General features: G+C 68.2%; 15 protein-coding genes. 11 read left to right on the top strand and 4 right to left on the bottom strand.

Going from position 1 to position 17010, the window contains the following annotated elements; all coding sequences use genetic code 11:
- Positions 1-23: 23 nt before the first annotated feature.
- From D3869_RS22000 to D3869_RS21985, 4 genes are all read left to right on the top strand, one after another.
- Positions 24-800 (top strand): cyclic nucleotide-binding domain-containing protein, encoded by a 777-nt coding sequence (locus tag D3869_RS22000; protein WP_247895840.1) that lies wholly within the window; start codon positions 24-26, stop codon positions 798-800.
- A complete protein-coding gene (locus tag D3869_RS21995; protein WP_137141905.1) occupies positions 797-1471 on the top strand; it encodes a ribonuclease HII in 675 nt (224 codons plus the stop codon). The genes D3869_RS22000 and D3869_RS21995 overlap by 4 nt, the downstream gene beginning before the upstream one ends.
- Before the next feature lie 90 nt (positions 1472-1561).
- Entirely contained in the window at positions 1562-2647 is a 1086-nt protein-coding gene (locus tag D3869_RS21990) for a site-specific DNA-methyltransferase (protein WP_041812428.1), read from the top strand.
- A gap of 133 nt (positions 2648-2780) precedes the next feature.
- On the top strand, positions 2781-3164 hold the full coding sequence (locus D3869_RS21985; protein ID WP_247895839.1) for a dihydroneopterin aldolase: 384 nt from the start codon (positions 2781-2783) through the stop codon (positions 3162-3164).
- A 4-nt stretch (positions 3165-3168) separates the two neighbouring features.
- On the opposite strand, the gene D3869_RS21980 is transcribed toward D3869_RS21985, so the two are convergent.
- From D3869_RS21980 to mutY, 3 genes are all read right to left on the bottom strand, one after another.
- The gene (locus tag D3869_RS21980) at positions 3169-5688 is read right to left on the bottom strand and encodes a PAS domain-containing sensor histidine kinase (protein ID WP_137141903.1); all 2520 of its coding nucleotides are present in this window, start codon (positions 5686-5688) and stop codon (positions 3169-3171) included.
- Positions 5689-5846: 158 nt separating this feature from the next.
- Positions 5847-6608, bottom strand: coding sequence for a DUF1194 domain-containing protein (locus D3869_RS21975; protein ID WP_137141902.1), 762 nt, complete (start codon positions 6606-6608; stop codon positions 5847-5849).
- A 38-nt stretch (positions 6609-6646) separates the two neighbouring features.
- Positions 6647-7729 carry an A/G-specific adenine glycosylase gene (gene mutY / locus D3869_RS21970; RefSeq protein WP_137141901.1) on the bottom strand — a complete coding sequence of 361 codons (1083 nt, stop codon included), beginning with the start codon at positions 7727-7729 and terminating at the stop codon, positions 6647-6649.
- Between the two features lie 156 nt (positions 7730-7885).
- Between mutY and D3869_RS21965 the strand changes: the two genes are divergently transcribed.
- The 3 genes from D3869_RS21965 (at position 7886) to D3869_RS21955 (ending at position 12643) form a co-directional block, all read left to right on the top strand.
- Positions 7886-8365 carry a DUF721 domain-containing protein gene (locus tag D3869_RS21965; protein WP_137141900.1) on the top strand — a complete coding sequence of 160 codons (480 nt, stop codon included), beginning with the start codon at positions 7886-7888 and terminating at the stop codon, positions 8363-8365.
- Between the two features lie 107 nt (positions 8366-8472).
- Positions 8473-9156, top strand: coding sequence for a DsbA family protein (locus tag D3869_RS21960; protein ID WP_247895838.1), 684 nt, complete (start codon positions 8473-8475; stop codon positions 9154-9156).
- 25 nt (positions 9157-9181) lie between these two features.
- Positions 9182-12643 carry a chromosome segregation SMC family protein gene (locus D3869_RS21955; RefSeq protein ID WP_137141899.1) on the top strand — a complete coding sequence of 1154 codons (3462 nt, stop codon included), beginning with the start codon at positions 9182-9184 and terminating at the stop codon, positions 12641-12643.
- A gap of 13 nt (positions 12644-12656) precedes the next feature.
- Here the strand turns inward: D3869_RS21955 and D3869_RS21950 are convergent, their stop codons facing one another.
- On the bottom strand, positions 12657-13676 hold the full coding sequence (locus tag D3869_RS21950; protein WP_137141898.1) for an endonuclease/exonuclease/phosphatase family protein: 1020 nt from the start codon (positions 13674-13676) through the stop codon (positions 12657-12659).
- 244 nt (positions 13677-13920) lie between these two features.
- Here D3869_RS21950 and D3869_RS21945 point away from each other — a divergent pair, with 244 nt between their 5' ends.
- From D3869_RS21945 to D3869_RS21930, 4 genes are all read left to right on the top strand, one after another.
- Positions 13921-15066 carry an NAD(P)/FAD-dependent oxidoreductase gene (locus D3869_RS21945; RefSeq protein WP_137142052.1) on the top strand — a complete coding sequence of 382 codons (1146 nt, stop codon included), beginning with the start codon at positions 13921-13923 and terminating at the stop codon, positions 15064-15066.
- 26 nt (positions 15067-15092) lie between these two features.
- Positions 15093-15554: a hypothetical protein gene (locus D3869_RS21940; RefSeq protein ID WP_247895837.1), complete on the top strand. Its 462-nt coding sequence runs from the start codon at positions 15093-15095 to the stop codon at positions 15552-15554.
- 160 nt (positions 15555-15714) lie between these two features.
- Complete coding sequence (locus D3869_RS21935; RefSeq protein ID WP_137141896.1) at positions 15715-16413, top strand: OmpW/AlkL family protein; 699 nt, start codon at positions 15715-15717, stop codon at positions 16411-16413.
- Between the two features lie 161 nt (positions 16414-16574).
- Positions 16575-17009, top strand: a complete 435-nt coding sequence (locus D3869_RS21930) for a CBS domain-containing protein (RefSeq protein WP_137141895.1) — start codon at positions 16575-16577, stop codon at positions 17007-17009.
- Position 17010: the final 1 nt, after the last annotated feature.

The following is a 17010-nucleotide window of genomic DNA, read 5'->3' as shown; positions in this document are numbered from 1 at the left end:
GGCCCGGAGCGATGGAACCGGTGATGACCAGAAGCGGACCCGACCTTCCCACGCGGCGCATCGCCGCGGACACCGTGCTGATCCGGCAGGGCGAGGCCGGGGACTGCGCGTGGCTGATCCAGTCGGGCGAACTGGAGATTCTGCTGGACGGCCCGGAGGGTCCCCGCCGCCTGGGCAGTGTCGGCGCCAACGCCATCGTCGGGGAGATGGCTCTGCTGGACGATGGGCTGCGCAGCGCCACGGTGCGCGCCGTGACCAGCGTCGAGGCGGTGGAGCTGTCGCGCGAGACCTTCCGCGCGCTGCGCGGCCGCTGCCCGCCGCTGGCCTCCTATCTGCTGGAAAGCCTCGTCGCCGCGATCCGCCGCAGCTACGGCCTGTCCCAACCCGAGCGGCAGAAGGGGGGCGCCGCCATCCGCTCCTCCGATTCCTTCGCCACGGTGGCCGACCGCCGCATGTTCCGCAGCGGCCACAGCTTCTTCCGCCAGGGGGACGAGGGAACGGCGGCCTACCTGATCCAGTCCGGCTCGGTCGGCGTTCGGCGCGACGGCGCCGACCTCGGCGTGCTCGGTCCGGGGCGCATTTTCGGGGAGTTGGCCCTCCTCGCCAACCGGCCGCGCGCCGCCACCGTCGTTGCGCTGGAGGCCACGGTCTGCGAAATCATCCGCAAGGACCAGTTCGCCAAAGCCATCGAGACGATGCCGCCCATCCTGCGCTCGCTGACGCGCATCTACATCGAGCAGCTCTCCGGCGGACGGTTCCTGCCCCACCACGCCGAACCCGCAAGAACCGACACCCCATGACGTCCAAGGCCACCATCAAGACCGTCCGCCCGAAAGCTGTCCGCCCGCAGCCCGACCTGTCCTTCGAGACCTCGCTGGGCCAGGGGCGGCTGGTCTGCGGCATCGACGAGGTCGGTCGCGGCCCGCTTGCCGGGCCGGTGGTCACCGCCGCCGTGGTGCTGCCGGCGGGCGGACTGCCCGACGCGCTGGCCCGCGCCATCAACGACAGCAAGGCGCTGAGCCTGCGCGCCCGCGAGGCGCTGGAGCCGGAGATCCGCGCCCACGCCCTGGCCGTCGCGCTCGCCGAGGCGTCCGCGGCGGAGATTGACGCGCTCAACATCCACAAGGCCACGCTGCTGGCCATGAAGCGCGCCTACGAGGCGCTGCCTGGCGAGCCGCCCGCCGTCGCGCTGATCGACGGCAAGTTCAAGCCCGCCCTGTCCTGCCTGATGGAGGCCATCGTCAAGGGCGACGGGCGCAGCCAGTCGATCGCCGCCGCCTCCATCGTCGCCAAGGTGGCGCGCGACCGCGAGATGATGCGGCTGGCCGAGCTTCACCCGGAATATGGCTGGGACCGCAACGCCGGCTACCCGACGCCGGAGCATCTGGAGGCGCTGCGCCGCCACGGCGTGACGCCCCACCACCGAGTCACTTTTGCACCAGTCCGCGCCCAAATCGAACGGGCCGGCTGACCGCCGCGATTCCGGGGCAAGAAATCAGTTGACGGCGACTCGGCGGCGAATCATTGTCGCAACGACTGATTCGCTGTTTTGGTTTCGTCAATGCTCCCCCTGAACAAAATTCTCGTGGGCGATTGCATCGCCCTCATGAATGAAATGCCGGCTGAATCGGTGGACCTTGTCTTTGCCGATCCGCCTTATAACCTCCAGCTGGGGGGCGAACTCTTGCGCCCGAACCATTCCCGTGTTGACGGGGTGGAAGAGGACTGGGACAAGTTCGAGGATTTCGAGACCTATGACCGCTTCACGCGGGACTGGCTCGCCGCGGCCCGCCGCATCCTGAAGCCCGAGGGATCGTTGTGGGTGATCGGCAGCTACCACAACATCTTCCGTGTCGGCGCCACGCTGCAGAATCTGGGCTTCTGGATTCTGAACGACATCGTGTGGCGCAAGACCAACCCGATGCCGAACTTCCGCGGCACGCGCTTCGCCAACGCGCATGAGACCATGATCTGGGCCTCGCGCGAGAAGGACGCCCGCTACCGCTTCAACTACGACGCCATGAAGGCGCTGAACGACGATCTGCAGATGCGCAGCGACTGGCTGCTGCCGATCTGCAACGGGGCGGAGCGCCTGCGCGACGAGGACGGCCGCAAGGCCCACCCGACGCAGAAGCCGGAATCGCTTCTCTACCGTGTCATCCTGTCCTCCTCCCGCCCCGGCGACACGGTGCTGGACCCCTTCTTCGGCACGGGCACCACGGGTGCGGTGGCGAAGCGGCTGGGCCGCAACTGGATCGGGCTGGAGCGCGATCCAACCTACGCCAAGGCGGCCACCGCCCGCATCGAGGCGGTGGAGGAGGCGCCCGACGCCGCCGTTCTCGACACGCCGCCGAAGCGGTCCGCCCCGCGCATTCCCTTCGGCTGGGTGGTGGAGCGCGGCCTGCTGCGCCCCGGCACGTCGCTGTTCGACCTGCGCCGGCGCGTCGTCGCGCGGGTGCGCGCCGACGGCACGCTGATCGGCGCCGGCCCGCGCGGCGAGCATCGCGGGTCCATTCATCAGGTGGGGGCCGCCATGGCCGGCCTGCCGGCTTGCAACGGCTGGACCTTCTGGCACTACGAGGACGGCGGCGACCTGCGTCCCATCGACGTGCTGCGCGAGCGCATCCGCTCCGAAGCCTCCGCCTGATTTTCGGCACCGGACGGGGATCGGGGCGGCCATTGACGCCGCTCCGTTCCCGCGCGTTCGGCATTGGAGCCCCTCATCGCACGCCGCCCGCATGCCTTGGCAGGACGGGGACGGCGTGATAGGCGTGTGCGCCATGAACAAGCTCTTCGCCACCGTCACCGCTCCGGCGCCCCGTTCGGCCCCGGCGTCGCTTTCCACCCGTTGCTTCGTGCGCGATCTGGTCATGGATGCGCTGATCGGCGTCTATGCCCACGAACGGATCAAGCCGCAGCGCATCCGACTGAGCCTCGACCTTGAGATCGCCGCCCCCGGCGTCACCGGCGAGGACATGGCGGCGGTGGTGAAGGGGTTGGTCAGCCAGGGCCACGTCACCCTGATCGAAACGCTGGCCGAACGGATCGCCGAGCGCTGCCTGTCCGACGAGCGGATCGCCAGCGTCAAGGTGAGGGTGGAGAAGCTGGACGTGTTCCCGGACGCCGCCAGCGTCGGCGTCGAGATCGAGCGCGCCCGGGCCTGACCCGTCAGGCGGGTTCCCTCTCCTCCACCGCGACGCGGCCGGCCGTGACAGCGGCGGCCGGAATGACGTCACGGCCAGGGGCCGGCGTGCCGGATGATGCGGCCAATGGCAGATGGATGGTGAAGCGGCAGCCGGCCCCCGGCTGCGACGCCACGGCGATGCGCCCGCCGAGAGTCCCCGTGACGATGTCGTAGACGATGTGCAGGCCGAGCCCGCTGCCGCCTTCGGCGCGGCGCGTGGTGAAGAAGGGCTCGAAGATGCGCTCGATCTGGTCCGGCGGAATGCCGCGGCCATCGTCGGCGATGTCCAGCATGACGCTCGTCGCGCCGGCGTCGGGCGGACCGCCGGTGCGCACGGTGATGGCGATGGTGCCGGGCGCATCGGGCCGGAAGGCGTGCAGCAGGGCGTTGATGACCAGATTCGACACGACCTGCGACAGGGCGCCGGGATAGCTGTCCATGACCAGCCCGTCCGGACAGTCCAGCGTCACCCGATGCCCGGTGCCCTTCAGTTGCGGTGCCAGGCTGCCGAACACGCCGTCGAGATAGCCGCGCAGTTCGAACCGGCGCCGCGCTTCCGACGCCCGGTCCACGGCCACCTGCTTGACGCTCTCCACCAGGGTGCAGGCGCGCTCCAGGTTGCTCAGGATGATGGAGGCCCCCTCCTCGACCCGGTCCACGAACTCTTCCAGATCGCGGCGGCGCAACTGCCCATCCGTCATGCCCGCCTTGAATTGCCGAGCCTGCTCGGCAAGATGGCTGGTGGCGGTCACCCCGAGTCCGACGGGCGTGCTGATCTCATGGGCCGCCCCGGCCACCAGAGCCCCAAGCGACGCCAGCTTCTCCGCCTGGATGAGGCTCCTTTGGGTCCGATGGAGATCGTGCAGCGCGCGTTCCGCCGCCTCCTTCGCGGCGAACAGCGTCTTTTCGGCGTATTTGCGCGCGGAGATGTCGCGAAGCGCCACGAACAGCGAGTCCACGCCATCGTGATCCATCGCCATCGCCGACAGCGCGCCCCAGAAGGGGCGCCCCTCGGCGGTGATCAGCCGCGTCTCGACGTCGGGCAGCCGCCCGCGCCGACACACGCCGTCGGCAATGGCCTCCCAGTCTTCCGGCGCCTCCAGGAAGTTTGGCATCGCACGGTCCAGCAGGGCGGAGCCGGGGGTCTCCAGAAGGTCGGCGCTGGGTGCGTTGGCGAACAGGATGCGCCCGTCGGTGCGCCGCGCGATGACGATGGGAAAGGGCGAGGACTGCAGAATGGCGCTCAGCCGTCCCTCGTTCGCCCGCGAAACCGCGGCCTCACGGCGCAACGCGCCGAACGCTCCGGCCAGCCCCTCGACCGCCGTCCCGATTCGCGCGAACTCTTCCAGCGAGGCGGGCGGTGGCGCCACGGTTTCCGGGGTGTCCCGCAAGGCGTCCAGCGTGTCGCCGAGGCGCAGGAGCGGAGCCGCCACATGGCGCAGCAGCAGCAGCGTCACGCCACCCAGCAGCAGGGTGACCGCCGCTCCCCCCGCCAACCCGATCCACCACCCGCGCCAGCCATCGGCGACGACGCGGTCCATCATGCCGAGCGCGGTGAAGGCGGCGTCGCTCGGCAGGCTGGCGGCCAGAGTCTCCAACGGTCGACGGGCAAGATCGCCGTCCGCCCGGACCTGGGCCAGCACGGACAGGCGGCCACGCTGCAGGTCGGTCACCGCGCGCGCCGATGCGAAGCGGTCCAGGACGATGGCAAGGCGGTTGGGCTGCGCCGCCGGCCCCGTCTTCATGCTGGAGAGGCTGTCCAGGAGGGTTTGCTGGTTGCGCAGCCGCTCAAGGACCTCGCTGTCCAGCAACGCGAGCCGCTCCGCCGTGTCGCTGGCCGCCGCCAGCCCGTAGAGCCGACGCAGGTGGTACAGGTTGCTGAGAAAAGCGTAATCCTGGACCGCCTTGTCCGGCTCCGCCAGCAGCGCCGTGGCGTCGGCCAGCGCGCCGTCCACCCCCGCCAGCTGCTCGCCGATGCTGACGGACAGCGCGTCGAGCAGGTCGGCATGAAGACTGCCGCGCCGCAAGACGGTCATCGTCTGGTCGAGCGTGTCGAGGGCTTTGGCATCCAGCACCCGGGCGAACCGGCCGGCCAGCGCCTCCGCCTCGTCCATGGCGGCGACGCGGCGGGTGCGGTCGCGGCTGTTGAGGATCACCTCGGCCAGCCGGCCCAGGTCCGCAACGGCCAAGGCGTCGCGGTGCTGGGCGCCCGCGCGCGGCATGATGGCGGTGCGCGCCTCCTCCGCAAGGCCGGCGACGCCGAGGAAGGTGGACCCGACCAGCGCTGTCAGCGCCCCCAGTGTCAGCACGGCGGCGACGGCCAGGACCATCGCCACCACCGGCAGACGGGGTTTGCGCCCGCCGCCGCCGGCCGCCGCCGACGGAGCGCCGGACGGGCAGGCCGCGCCACAGGCGACGGTTCGTCCGGCGACCGCCGCACCGGCCGCCGCCACGATGTCCGCGACCGCGAAGTCACCCGGATCCACCGGCTTCCGATTGTCCATCCCGCCGCTCCCAAGCGCCGCGAAGGACGCCCCGCGCTCAGAAGGACACCCAGAGCGACGCGCCCGAAATGCGCTCTGCACGCAACGGTAAGGTAGCCTGATCCGGCTTCATTCCTCCAGACGATTTTCCAAAATTCGGAGCCGCCGAGCCATGGCGTTCAGAAATTATCAGCGACGATAACCGAATATGGCGCGGGAAGAGCGGCGATCTCCTGGATGAGTTTCTGCCGGAGAGCCTCGACGAAACTGCCGCGGTCCATCGCCGTCTTCACGAAAGCATTCACGCCGCCGACGACGTTTTCCTGATAGTACTCCTCCAGCCACGGAAACTCGTCGAGAATGGCCAGCGCGTTGATGGTGATCCCCTGCCGCTCGACCCGGTCGCGGACTTCCGCGGGGTCCGGGCCGCTGTTGGAAAAGCCGTTCGACACGATGTCGATCACCTTGCGCGCGGCATCGAAGCCGTTGCCGGCGAACAGCTTCGCCGACTCCGCGATGGCGTTGCCCAGCGCCGTGGAGTCGCCCTGGAAGCCGCGCGGCGCCTTGTCGATCCGGTCCGCGAAGGCGGCAACCTCCTCCGCGCTGGTCAGGGGCGTCCAGGGCACCAGGACGCGCAGGCTGTGCGGGCCGGAGAAGACCACCAGGGTCGCCGCCACGCCGCCCGCGGTCACCGCGTCGCGGACGTCCGGATCGCGGAAGGCCGCGGCGTGGCCCTGCAACTGGAATTCCAGGTCACCGTCGGTGATGGAGGCCGACCCGTCCACCGCCAGAACCAGCTCCAGGGCAACGCGGCGTCCGGCGGGGGCCGGGGCCTTCTTTGCCTTAAGCTCCGTCCTTTGGGGCGTCTCCGCCCGCAGGGGCCCGGCAAGCCATGCGCCGGCCAGGAAGGCCGGCAGGGCCAGGATCGTCCGCCGCCTCATCTCGCTCCGTCCATTGTCCGTTCATGCGTGCGCCCCGTCTACGCGTGAGCCAGGGCGTGGCGCACCACCTTCATCATGACGGAAGGGAGGGCCTGCCCGCCGAGCCGGTCCACCGGCACCCACAGCCCCTCGGCCATCCGCCAGCCGTCGCCGGCCTTGGCCGCGACGACCTCAAGGTCGAGGTGAAAATGGCTGAAAGTATGGCGGACCACGCCCGGCAGCCGGCGCCAGGACAAATCCAGCGGCGCCGCCGCCGCGATCTCCGCCTCGGTCGGCGCGTGGCCGGCCCAGGGGGTGGAGGGCACCTCGGTCATGCCGCCCAGCAGCCCCTCCTCCGCCCGGCGGCGCAGCAGCACGGCCCCCTCCGGGTTCAGAAGCCAGAAGGCGACGCCGCGCCGGGTCGGCTTGTCCGCCTTGGCGGCCTTGCGTGGAAGCTGCTCCTGGATGCCGGCGGCACGGGCGGCGCACCAATCCGACCAGGGGCAGAGCATGCATTTCGGCTTGCGCGGCGTGCAGACCGTGGCGCCGAGATCCATCATCGCCTGGGCGTAGTCGCCGGGCCGCTCGTCCGGCGTCAGGAGGGCGGCCAGCGCGCGCAGCTTGGGCTTCACGCCGGGGAGCGGTTCCTCGACGGCGAACACGCGGGAGACCACCCGCTCCACATTGCCGTCCACCACCGTCGCCTTGTGGCCGAAGGCGATGGCGGTGATCGCCGCCGCGGTGTAGGCGCCGACGCCCGGCAACTCCAGCAGAGCCGCCTCCTTGTCGGGGAAGCGCCCCGCCCGCTCCGTCGCCACCACCTGCGCGCATTTGTGCAGGTTGCGCGCCCGCGCGTAGTAGCCGAGGCCGGCCCAGGCCACCAGAACGTCGTCCAGCGGCGCCGCCGCGAGGTCGCGCACCGTCGGCCAGCGCTCCGTGAAGGCGCGGAAGTAAGGCGCGGCGGCGGGCACCGTGGTCTGCTGCAGCATGATCTCCGACAGCCAGACCCGGTAGGGGTCGGCAACCTCCCCCGGCTTGGCGCGCCAGGGCAGGTCGCGGCGGTTGTGATCGTACCAGGAGAGCAGCCGTTGGGCGGCGTCCCTGGGGGCGTGCTTGGAGGCGGTGTGGGAAGGCGTCGTCATGGCGGCAAGACATAGGGCGAACCCGGACACCGATAAAGGGCCGCCGATAAAGGGCCGCCGATAAAGGAACACCCGCGGGGGCGCTGGCGAAGCCCTGCCCGCTTGCGCTAGGGTGCGCGGACCATCACCAGGAAGCCCCGACCAGGAAGCCTTGACATGAACGGACCGCGGCGAATCGGCCAGACCGTCCCCGAGGTGGCCGGAAAGGCGCTGGGCAAGCGCGGGCTGGCCTTCGGCTCGCTCATCAACGACTGGCCGTCCATCGTCGGCCACCAGTTGAGCCTGCGCACCGCCCCCGACAAGCTGAGCTTCCCGCGCGGCAAGCGGGAGGACGCCGTCCTGCACATCCGCGCCATGGGCGCCATCGCGCTGGAGCTACAGCATCTGGAACCGCAGATCGTGGAGCGGATCAACAGCTTCTTCGGCTACCGCGCGGTGGCGAAGATCAAGCTGATCCACGCCGCCCCGCTGACCATACAGAAGCCGGTGGTGCGCCCGCGCGACCTGACCATGGATGAGGAGCTGTCGGTGATGACCACCACCGCCACGGTGGAGGACGAGGAGCTGCGGGCCACGCTGGAGCGCTTCGGGCGGTCGCTGCTCGCCCGCCCGCGTCCGGCGCCGCGACGCCGCTAGCCACCAAGGATCCCTTGGGGCGGGAGCCGGCTCGGGCTGGGCCATACTCTTGCCGCAAAAGGGGAGTTTCGATTATACCATCAACATCTGGTAGGGATGAGGCCAAAGTGAACCGCAACCTTTTGGGCATCGTTGCTCTGATCGCGGTCGGCATGACGCTGATCATCGGGCTCGCCGTTGCCGGCTCCCGGCCGTCGAACGGGCAGACTCTGCCCGTGCAGACGGCACCGGTGCAGACGGCGCAGGCTCCCGCCGCTTCGACCGCCGATCTGCTGGCCGACCGGGTGCTCGGCAACCCCAACGCGCCGGTGACGATCCTCGACTATTCGTCGATGACCTGCCCGCACTGCGCCGCCTTCCACACCGAGACGCTGCCGAAGATCAAGGAAGCCTACATCGACACCGGCAAGGCGAAGCTGATCTTCCGCGACTTCCCCTTCGATCAGGCGGCGCTGCGCGCCTCCATGCTGGCCCGCTGCGCCCCGGCGGAGCGCTACTACCCGCTGCTCGACGTGCTGTTCAAGAGCCAGGGCCAGTGGAGCCGCGCCGCCGACCCGGTCAAGGCGCTGGCCCAGTACGGCAAGCTCGCCGGCATGAGCGAGCAGGTCATCAACGCCTGCATGGCCAACCAGGCGCTGGCCGACGGCATCCTGCAGAGCCGTCTGGTCGGCCAGGACAAGTACAAGGTGGAGGCCACCCCGACCTTCGTCCTCAACGAGGGCGCGGCCACCATCAGCGGCGCGCAGTCCTTCGAGACCTTCGCCGCCGCCATCGACAAGCTGGTGAAGTAAGGACCGGGCAGAAGGCTTCGATCCCGTGCACTTCACGCGCCTCCGCCTGTCCGGCTTCAAGTCGTTCGTCGACGCCACCGATCTGGTGATCGAGCCGGGCATGACCGGCATCGTCGGCCCCAACGGCTGCGGCAAGTCGAATCTGGTGGAGGCGCTGCGCTGGGTGATGGGGGAAACCTCCGCCAAGCGCATGCGCGGCGACGACATGGACGACGTCATCTTCGGCGGCACGGCCAATCGTCCGGCGCGCAATCTGGGCGAGGTCGCCCTCCTCATCGACAACCGCACCCGCACCGCCCCCGCCGGCTTCAACGAGCACGACGAGCTGGAGGTGACGCGGCGGATCGAGCGCGGCAACGGCTCCGACTACCGCATCAACGGCAAGCTGGTGCGCGCCCGCGACGTCCAGCTCCTCTTCGCCGACAACGCCTCGGGCGCCGCCTCCCCGGCGCTGGTCAGCCAGGGCAAGGTCGGCCAGATCATCAACGCCAAGCCGCAGGACCGCCGCATGCTGCTGGAGGAGGCGGCGGGCATCACCGGCCTGCACTCCCGCCGGCACGAGGCGGAACTGCGGCTGAAGGCGGCCGAAGCCAACCTCATGCGCCTCGACGACGTGATCGGGGCCATGGACACCCAGCTTCAGAGCCTGAAGAAGCAGGCGCGGCAGGCCGCCCGCTACCGCAACCTCTCCGAACAGATCCGCAAGGCGGAGGCGGTGCTCTGGCACCTGCGCTGGATCGCCCATGAAGGCGAGCTGGCGCGCGCCCGCGGCGCCTTCGCCAAGGCCGAGGGCGCGGTGCGGGAACTGATGCTGGCGGTCACCCAACTCACCACCCGCCGCACCGACGATGCCGCCGGGCTGCCGGAGAAGCGCCAGGCCGAAGCGGCCGCCGCCGCCGCCCTGCAACGGCTGGTCATCGCCAAGGAGCAGCTCGACGCCGAGGAGAAGCGGGTCGCCGAGCAGCAGCGCGCCCTGCTCTCCCGCCTGCAGCAGATCGCCGGCGACCTCGGCCGCGAGGAGGCTCTGGCCGCCGACGCCGGCGACGCGCTGGCCCGGCTGGAGGCCGAGCGCGACCGCCTGCTGGAAGCCCAGGCCGACGAGGAGATGCTGGAGGAGGCCGCGCGGGAGGCGCTGGCCGATGCGCGGGAAGCGGTGGACGCGCTCGACCGCGAGTTGACCCGCCTGACGGAGCAGACCGCCGCCGACGAGGCGCGCCGCGCCGCCACCCAGCGGCAGGTCGCTGATTTTGAAACGCGGGCCTCCGGGCTTGCCCGGCGCCTCGCCGAGCAGCAGGCGCAGCGCGACGCGCTGGAGCGCGAGATCGCCGCCCGCGCCGACGTGGCCGAGTCCGAGCTGGCCGTCGAGCTGGCCGAACAGCGGCTGGAGGACGCCCGCGAGGCCGCCGAACGGGCCGAACGCGCCAAGACCGACGCCGAACCCGCCCAGGCCCGCGCCCGCGAGGCCCTGCAGGCCGCCGAATCCGCCCGCGCCAAGCTGAAGGCGGAGGAAAAGGCGCTGGCCGAGCTGTTGTCCGCCGGGGCGGGCGACCTGTTTCCGCCGCTGGTCGACGCGGTGACCGTTACCCCCGGCTATGAGGGCGCCCTGGCGGCGGCGCTGGGCGACGCGCTGACCGCGCCGCTGGACGAGGCCGCCCCGGTCCATTGGCGTCCCCTGCCGCCCTACCCCGACGCCACTCCCCTGCCCGCCGGGGCCGAGCCGCTGGCCGACCGCGTCCAGGGACCGGAGGCCGTCGCCCGCGCCCTGTCGCACATCGGCGTGGTGGCCGACGACGACGCGGGTGCCGCCCTGGCCGCTGGTCTCGCGCCCGGCCAGACCTTGGTCAGCCGCGACGGCGGGGCGTGGCGCTGGGACGGGCTGACCGTGCAGGCCGGCGCGCCGACCGCCGCCGCCGTCCGCCTGAAGCAGCGCAACCGCCTGAACGAGCTGCGCGGCGAGCTGGACCTCGCCGACGAGCGGCTGGAGGTCGCCCGGGACGCCCTGGACGAGGCCAAGCGCGCCGTCGAGGAGGCCGCCCAGGCCGACCGCCGCGCCCGCGACGCGGTGCGCGAGGCCTTCGCCGGGGTGACCGCCGCCCGCGACCGCCACGCCAAGCTGGCCCGCGAGGCCGACGCCGCCGCGTCGAAGCTGGCGGCGCTGGTCGATGGCATCGCGCGGCTGGAGACCGACCGGCAGGAGGCCGAGGCCGCCCTGGAGGAGGCGCGGGAGCTGCTGGACGCCCTGCCCGACCCGCGCGAGGGCCGCGACGCCGTCAACGACCGCCGCGCCACGCTCGCCGAGCACCGCGCCGTCCTGGCCGAGAAGCAGAACGCGCTGGACCGCCTGACCCGCGAGGCGCAGTCCCGCCGCCAGCGCTTGTCCGCCATCCAGCAGGACGTCGCCTCCTGGGGCACCCGCTCCGCCGGGGCGGGCGGGCGCGTGGCCGAGTTGAAGGAGCGCGCCGCCGCCGCCGAAACGGATCTCGGACAGTTGCAAAGCCGCCCGGCGGCGATCGAGGCCGACCGTCAGGCCCTGCTCGGCCGGATCAGCGAGGCCGAACGCGCCCGCAAGCGCGCCGCCGACGCCCTGGCCGAAGCGGAGAACCGGCTGGCCGAAACCGAGAAGCTTCTGAAGCAGGCCGAATCCGGGCTGGCCGACGCCCGCGAGGCCCGCGCCCACGCCGAGGCCGCCGTCTCCGCCGCGCTGCAGAACGGCCAGACCCTGACGGAGCGCATCGCCGAGCGGCTGAACTGCCGCCCCGAGCAGACCCGTGCCGCCGCCGATCTCCCCCCCGACGAGGCGATGCCCGACGTGGCGGTCGTGGAGTCGCGCCTCGACAAGCTGACCCGCGAGCGGGAGAACATGGGGCCGGTCAATCTGCGCGCCGAGATCGAGGCGGCGGAGCTGGAAACCCAGATCGGCACGCTGCAGACCGAGCGCGAAGATCTGGTCAGCGCCATCGCCCGCCTGCGCCAGGGCATCGCCAGCCTGAACCGCGAGGCGCGGGAGCGTCTGGTCGCCTCCTTCGACACCGTGAACCGCAATTTCCAGGAACTGTTCATCCGCCTGTTCGGCGGCGGCAAGGCGCATCTGGAGCTGGTCAACGCCGAGGACCCGCTGCAGGCCGGGCTGGAGATCTACGCCAGCCCGCCGGGCAAGAAGCTGCAGGTGTTGTCGCTGCTGTCCGGCGGCGAGCAGGCCCTGACCGCGCTGTCGCTGCTGTTCGCCGTCTTCCGCTCCAACCCCGCCCCGATCTGCGTGCTGGACGAGGTGGACGCGCCGCTGGACGAGGCCAATGTCGGCCGCTTCTGCGATCTGGTGGAAGACATCGCGCGAGAGGGCAACACCCGCTTCCTCATCATCACCCACCACCGCCTGACCATGGCCCGCGTGGACCGGCTGTTCGGCGTGACCATGGTCGAGCGGGGCGTCTCGCAACTCGTCAGCGTGGACCTGCAGAAGGCCGAGGAACTGCGCGGCGCGGCGTGATTACCCGCTCCGGTTATGGTGCGAACCCAGCTTCGTAAAGAACCGGCCGATGATCCGACTTGGTCGATGGCAAAACCTCAATTATTTTGCAACTGACGCCGCTACCGTGAATGGCATAGTCAAGGGTTCCTCCACTGTTTTGGGTAGGTTCATTCGGCGCACATATCTTCGTATATTCTTCTAGAAATCGTCCATTTTCCAGTTTTCCCTTCAAAATATCATTAGATAACAATGGGTTGTAATTGAAATCACCAACCACTATCCATTTTTTATTGTGCATTCTGATCATCGTTTTTATTAAATTTTCAATGTATGCAGCCTTTTTTGCATCCTTGTTTGATGCTGGCGCGTGCACTGAATAAACTGGCAAACCACGATAGGTCAAACCAAGAATTGGCCTATGAAAGACACTGTCTGTTATGTGTATTTTCCTATCTTCTATATCCACAGCATCCTCTTCTTTGCACATTATTCCGATCGAACATCTTGAGTTGCCCCTCAAATCAACCACACCACCCCATGCATTGAGCAGCTCTTCATAACTTTGCTTTTCCCACTTCTTCATCTGATCCCACACATAATACTCTTTGGTCTTATTCTGATAAGAACTGCTTTGATCATAAACTTTTTCTACGTATAATTTTATTTCCTTAAGGTATTTTTTCGCGATTCTACGCCGCCAATCACAATGGAATCTTTTATAGGATTTCAGGAGTGATATGTGATTAAAGCATCCTGCCTCTTGAACACAAAAAATATCAATTTTGTTTTTTACATATTCAACGATTTGGCTATCATAATATTTTTGGTATTCATTATAATTTTCGTTGCAATATTCGAATATTCTAAAAAATAATTCTGCTATCTTATCTCTGTCCCATCCAAATGTATTGTATCCACAAATCACCATACTCTTAATTTCAGCAGAATTCTCTATTTCGATCTTAGCTCCACTGTCATGCTTGTTGTTCATTGAAACGGATTCCCTCCCGTTTTTTTGTCCAAACACCCCAGAAGCAAAAGCTCTATCCATGACAGCAACCCCCATGTCCATTGAGCATTGATGAGGGTATTTATATTATGGGCAAGCTGCAGCATTGATGAACGTTTATTATTATTATTTTTCTTCACGCGAATTCTTGTCACAAAATCGAACAGTACGCACGTTGAACGAGCCGACGGCGAGAAGGCGGTTGCGTTCGGCAGCCGTCCGGATAGGTTGTCCAAGAGATCGCGCTTCTTCCGAGCGAACGACGGCAAAAACGGGCTGGAGCATGATGGAACGGGTGGATTTTCTGGTGGTCGGCGGCGGCATGGCCGGCGCCTCGGCGGCCTACGAACTGGCGGCGCACGGCAGCGTCGCCGTGCTGGAGCGGGAGAGCCAGCCCGGCTACCACTCCACCGGCCGGTCGGCGGCGCTCTACACCCAGACCTATGGGCATCCGGTCGTCCGCGCGCTGACGGTGGCGAGCTGGGATTTCTACATCAACCCACCGGAAGGCTTTTCGGAACATCCCCTGCTGACGCCGCGCGGCGTCCTGCTGATCGGACGCGCCGACCAGACCGCAGCACTCGACCGCGACTTCACCGAGGGCCGCCGGCTGACCCCGACCGTCGAGCGGCTCGACCGTGCCGAGACGCTGGCCCGCGCGCCCTTCCTGAACCCCGATTACGTGGACGGCGCGGTGTGGGAACCGGAGGCCATGGACATGGACGTCCACGCCATCCACGGCGGCTACCTGCGCGGGCTGAAGGCACGCGGCGGCCGGCTGGTGACCGACGCCGGGGTGACGGCGCTGGAGCGGCGCGACGGGCTGTGGATCGCCACGACCCCGGCGGGCGCCTTCGCCGCCCCGGTGCTGGTCAACGCGGCGGGGGCCTGGGCCGACGGTCTGGCGGGAATGGCCGGGGTGAGCCCCATCGGGCTGGTGCCGAAACGGCGCACCGCCATCACCTTCGATCCGGTGTTCCCCGACCCGGCGGACGCGGCGGGACTCGCCGGCTGGCCGATGACCATCGATGTGGACGAACAGTTCTACATGAAGCCGGAATCGGGCCGGCTGCTGCTCTCCCCCGCCGACGAGACGCCGGTGGAGCCCTGCGACGTGCAACCGGAGGAGATGGACATCGCCATCGCCATCGACCGCATGGAACAGGCGGTGCGGTTTTCCGTTCGACGTATCACGCACAAATGGGCGGGCCTGCGCAGCTTCGTCGCCGACAAGGTGATGGTGGTGGGCTACGACGATTCCGCGGACGGCTTCTTCTGGCTGGCCGGCCAGGGCGGCTACGGCATCCAGACGGCGCCGGCCATGGGCCGCACCGCGGCGGCCCTGGCGACCGGACACGGCCTGCCGCCGGAGGTCGCGGCGCTCGGTGTGCGTGCGGAGGATCTGGCGCCGGCCCGGCTGCGGCGCCCCTGACGGGAGGCACGGCAATGCGCGGAGCGATGACAAGGATCGGTTTCGGTGCGGCTCTTCTGGCCGCCGGCCTTCTGGGCGGCTGCGCCAATCCGGCCGCCGATCAGGCGATGGTCGCGCAGAATGCGCTGATCGGCATGCCGAAGCAGACGTTGCTGTCCTGCGCCGGAGTTCCGGAACGGCAGGCCACCGCCGGGGACCTGGAATTCTTCACCTACCGCAGCAACCGGCTGTATTCCTACCCGACTTGGGGCGGCTACGGCGGCTACTGGGGTTATCCCTACGGGGGATGGGGCGGCTACGGCTACGACGTGACCAGCGTCGATTGCGAGGCGACCTTCACGCTGCGCCACGGCGCGGTGGAACGCATCGTCTACGGCGGGTCGTCCAGCGGCGGAAGCCGACTCGGCCAGTGCTACGTGATCGTACAGAACTGCCTGGGGCAAGTCCCCTCACAGTCCCCACAACCCGCCATGGCGCCAGCGCGTTAAGAGTTCCAGTCCATGCGACAACTCGTCGCTGTTGCAAGGCCGCCTCACTATGACGTTTTGGTTGAGTCGGCATAGCAACCCCACAAAAACTCTGGTAATACATCTCCAGGCATCAAGCCAAAAAAACGACATCAGCTAATTCTGCCCTGGAGCGAATCCCATGACTTTCCTGAAGCGCGCCGCCGCCGCCCTGCTGGCGACCACGGCTCTTGCCGCCGTTTCCTCCCCGTCGCTGGCCCAGGATTTCAAGGGCAAGTCCGCCGGTGACATTCTGGTGCGCGCGCGCGCCCTGGCCGTGATCCCGCAGGAGTCGGGTGACCTGATCCACCAGGGCACCACCAACATCGGCGAGGCCCGGATCAACAACGACTACATTCCGGAACTCGACTTCTCCTACTTCGTCACGGACAACATCGCTCTCGAGCTGATCGCCGGCACCAGCCGCCACAACGTCAAGGGCTCGATCCTGCCGGGTCTCGGCGGCTCCGTGGACGTGGGCAAGGTGTCGCTGCTGCCGCCGACCCTGACCGCGCAGTACCACTTCTTCCCGAAGGAGCGCGTCAGCCCGTATGTCGGCGCTGGCATCAACTACACCCTGTTCTACCGTGAAGACGCCGCCAACAAGGCGAACGGCATCGGCCTGCGCATCGTCGACACCGACTACGAGAACCGCTTCGGCTGGGCCCTGCAGGCCGGCGTGGACGTCGCCCTGACCGGCAACTGGTCGCTGAACCTCGACGTGAAGAAGATCTTCCTGAAGACCGACGTCACGGCGCAGACCAACCTGGGCACCACCGTCCGTTCGGACGTCAAGATCGACCCGTGGCTGGTCGGCCTGGGCATCGGCTACCGCTTCTGATCGGCACCTCCGGGGCCTCCCACGGGAAGCCCCGCGCGACCTGGGTTTCAGGCCGGCTACTCCGAAAGGAGTATCCGGCCTGTTCCTTTTTGCGACTTCCTAGAGAAGCGACAGTGGGTGAGCATTCCCTTTCGTGAATCCGCGCGGGAGGAAGCACAACCATGCACATTGCCGCCGTCTTGAAAAGGAAGGGCACGGAGATCATCACCGCCAGTCCGGACGACCGGATCGACGCGGTCGCCCGCAAGCTCGCCCATCACAAAATCGGTGCCGTCCTGATCATGAAGGACGACGGCCGGCCCGCCGGAATCCTGTCGGAACGCGACATCGTCCGCGCCGTGGCCGCGGATGGGGCCGCCGCCCTGGAGCGGCCCGTCGGCGACCTGATGACCCGCGACCTCGTCACCGGAAGCCCGGCCGACACGGTGTCCCAGATCATGGGCGTCATGACGCAGCGCCGCATCCGCCATCTGCCGATCCTGGAGAACGGCGAACTCGTCGGGCTGGTCAGCATCGGCGACATCGTGAAGGCGCGGCTGGACGACGCGGAACTGGAGGTCGAATCCCTGCGCGGCTACGTTGCCGGAATGGGCTGAG

The organism is Azospirillum brasilense, assembly GCF_005222205.1.
GTDB lineage: Bacteria > Pseudomonadota > Alphaproteobacteria > Azospirillales > Azospirillaceae > Azospirillum > Azospirillum brasilense_G.
The sequence above is the reverse complement of the archived record's forward strand: the minus strand, read 5'-3'. Positions and strand labels throughout refer to the sequence as shown.

Coding starts and splice junctions, on each gene's coding strand:
- D3869_RS22000 (WP_247895840.1), top strand. CDS start 24: ATGACCAGAAGCGGACCCGACCTTCCCACGCGGCGCATCGCCGCGGAC.
- D3869_RS21995 (WP_137141905.1), top strand. CDS start 797: ATGACGTCCAAGGCCACCATCAAGACCGTCCGCCCGAAAGCTGTCCGC.
- D3869_RS21990 (WP_041812428.1), top strand. CDS start 1,562: ATGCTCCCCCTGAACAAAATTCTCGTGGGCGATTGCATCGCCCTCATG.
- D3869_RS21985 (WP_247895839.1), top strand. CDS start 2,781: ATGAACAAGCTCTTCGCCACCGTCACCGCTCCGGCGCCCCGTTCGGCC.
- D3869_RS21980 (WP_137141903.1), bottom strand. CDS start 5,688: ATGGACAATCGGAAGCCGGTGGATCCGGGTGACTTCGCGGTCGCGGAC.
- D3869_RS21975 (WP_137141902.1), bottom strand. CDS start 6,608: ATGAGGCGGCGGACGATCCTGGCCCTGCCGGCCTTCCTGGCCGGCGCA.
- mutY (WP_137141901.1), bottom strand. CDS start 7,729: ATGACGACGCCTTCCCACACCGCCTCCAAGCACGCCCCCAGGGACGCC.
- D3869_RS21965 (WP_137141900.1), top strand. CDS start 7,886: ATGAACGGACCGCGGCGAATCGGCCAGACCGTCCCCGAGGTGGCCGGA.
- D3869_RS21950 (WP_137141898.1), bottom strand. CDS start 13,676: ATGGATAGAGCTTTTGCTTCTGGGGTGTTTGGACAAAAAAACGGGAGG.
- D3869_RS21945 (WP_137142052.1), top strand. CDS start 13,921: ATGGAACGGGTGGATTTTCTGGTGGTCGGCGGCGGCATGGCCGGCGCC.
- D3869_RS21940 (WP_247895837.1), top strand. CDS start 15,093: ATGACAAGGATCGGTTTCGGTGCGGCTCTTCTGGCCGCCGGCCTTCTG.
- D3869_RS21935 (WP_137141896.1), top strand. CDS start 15,715: ATGACTTTCCTGAAGCGCGCCGCCGCCGCCCTGCTGGCGACCACGGCT.
- D3869_RS21930 (WP_137141895.1), top strand. CDS start 16,575: ATGCACATTGCCGCCGTCTTGAAAAGGAAGGGCACGGAGATCATCACC.